Raw genomic sequence first — 2,441 nt, 5'->3', positions numbered from 1 at the left:
AGACTGGATTCGTGATTTGGCGAAACAGCTCGGGGTCGAAATCTTGGTGACCGATGATGCGGACAGCATGAAAAACGTCGCCGACGCGCTCGGACTGTCCCATCAAATTTGTCGCGCGCATGTCAATCGCAATGTCCATGACTTGGTCGCCGCACTCGGCACGAAAGCGGTGGAGCATCCTGACCGCGTGCCGTGGGAAGTACCCGGACTGAGCGTCGAGCAATTCTTGGAAGATGTCGAGACGGTGGAAGAGTTGATCAAAGGACTACCTGCCAATGGACAAGCCGAAATGCTCAAGTTAGCCGAGCGGTATCAAGGTGCGCCGCCGCCGCCGCAAGGGGGGCGTGCGAGCATGTGGTATCGCCTGCGGTTGCTGACGCTGGACTGGTCCGAAAATTGGGCGCGCTTGACGTTGTTCCAGCGTTGGCGTTCGCCGACAAAACAGAAACTGGATGGTACGAACAATGCGAGTGAACAAGCGATTGGGCAGTGTGTGAAAGAACGCTATCGGACGATGCGCACCTATAAGCGGAAGCCCTCCATTGTGAACGTCAGTGGCTTGCTCGGCTGGCTCTGGATGCAGCGCACGGATTACGATTTGGGTGCAGTGGTACGGAGTTGAGTCAAGCATGGTAAGGCGCAGTCAAATCCATTTCACCAAAGATTGAAGAGTCACGCTTTACTTGTCGCGCTCGCCCAGAAAATTTTTTTCAAAAATACCCAATTCCGGGAATTTTCAAAAAGAACAAGCGTGCTATTCTATTGACGCGTGGCGTTTGATTGCAAACGCAAACGTAACTTGATTCTTTGTTCATTTCAATTTAGGAGGCGCCGATGTAACGACGAAAAATGAAACAGACGGGAGAGCTGTTACGAGCAGTTCTCCCGTCCTAACCCGTCCGCTTGAAACGGCAAGCGCACAGGGTGAAAAAAGTATACTACAACGCATCCCAAAACTAAATTTTTGCTGGTGGGATAGAAGATGCGTTGTGTCTTTCTTTCTCCTGCGCGCATTTTAGAAATTCATCTTGCAGGAGGAAAAATGAAAGCAATTCTTTTTGGAATTGCCGTTCTCGTTCTTTTGATGAGTGCGGCAACTATTCACGCGCAGCCGCGCGCGCAAGCAACCGATACGCCCACGCCCACGTTTACCTCTACACCAACAATGACCCCATCGCCCACGCCAACACCGTCAGCGGCAGAGTGTGGACTGGGCATCGAACGCTTTTGGACGTATCAAACGTTCACCTTGACCGACCGCGTGACGACACGCGTAAATGTCTGCAATGGTAATCTCGTGACACAATACAATGCGTTCGCGATTCCAGGCCGCGGACCCGCCTTGAATTTTGTTCTCACCTACAATTCCCTCTCGAATGTGTGGACGCACAATTTTGCCTACGTGCTGCAAGAGCAAGGTAATGGCGATGTTTTACTGACCGATGGTGATGGGACAAACCATTTATTTGAAAAACAAATAGATGATACATATCAAGCGCCCGCCGGCATTTTCGATACGCTGGTTGAAAACATGGATTCAACGTTTACCCTCACACACACCGATCAATCGGCGCACGAATTTGATGCAAACGGACTGCTCACCGCGTTCCATGACCGTTTTGATAACACCCTCGCGCTCACCTACACGAACAATGTTCTGACCGAAGCAGAAGCCGCCGGCGGACAAACCTTAACGTTTGCGTACACGAACAACAAACTCACAAGCATCACCGATAACGACAGTCATGTGGTAGAACTCGCGTGGGACGGAAATGGGATTGCGAGTCTGACCGACCCGCTGGAATATGTCACTGGCTTTGCTTACAGCGGCGGACACCTCACCACCTTCACCGACCCGCGCGAAAATGATACTGTCTTTGCGTACGATGGCAATGACCGCGTAGAAACGCTTACGCGCGATGAGATTCAGGTAGCAGAATTTGGTTACGATGCGAACGAAACCACCTTTACCGACGGCAACGCCCACGACACGCTTTATACGTTGAACGCCACCGGACAAGTGATAACAAGTATGGATGCGTTGGATGGCGAGACAACCTATACCTATGACGCGGCTTTCAACATCCTCACCCTCACCGACCCGCTCGAACATACGACCACCATGACCTACGACGCGCGCGGGAATTTGCTCACACGCACAGACGAACTCGAAAATGTCACCACCTACACCTACAACGTGGAGAACGACCTGACCTCTGTTACCGACGCACGCGACAACACAACCGAATATGAGTATCAAGACGGCACACTTGTTTCTGTCACCGATGCGCTCGAGAATGTGACAACGTATGACTATAACGCGTATGGACAACGCACGAGTGTCACCGACGCGAACGACCACACGACAACGTACACCTACACCACGGCGGGCTACCTTGAAACCGTTACCGACGAACTCGAAAACGTGACGACGTATGAAT

General features: G+C 51.8%; 2 protein-coding genes. Both read left to right on the top strand.

Annotated elements, in window-relative coordinates:
• The coding region (locus P0119_22780) for a hypothetical protein (GenBank protein MDF0668887.1) at positions 1 to 622 on the top strand (622 nt) is incomplete at its 5' end.
• 420 nt (positions 623 to 1,042) lie between these two features.
• Positions 1,043 to 2,441, top strand: a 1,399-nt coding sequence (locus P0119_22775; protein ID MDF0668886.1) for a DUF6531 domain-containing protein, incomplete at its 3' end; no start/stop codon positions are given.

The sequence above is a fragment of the Nitrospira sp. genome (assembly GCA_029194665.1).
In the GTDB taxonomy this organism is placed as follows: Bacteria; Nitrospirota; Nitrospiria; order Nitrospirales; family Nitrospiraceae; genus Nitrospira_D.
Note: the sequence above shows the minus strand (reverse complement) of the source record. Positions and strands in the feature narration are given on the sequence as shown.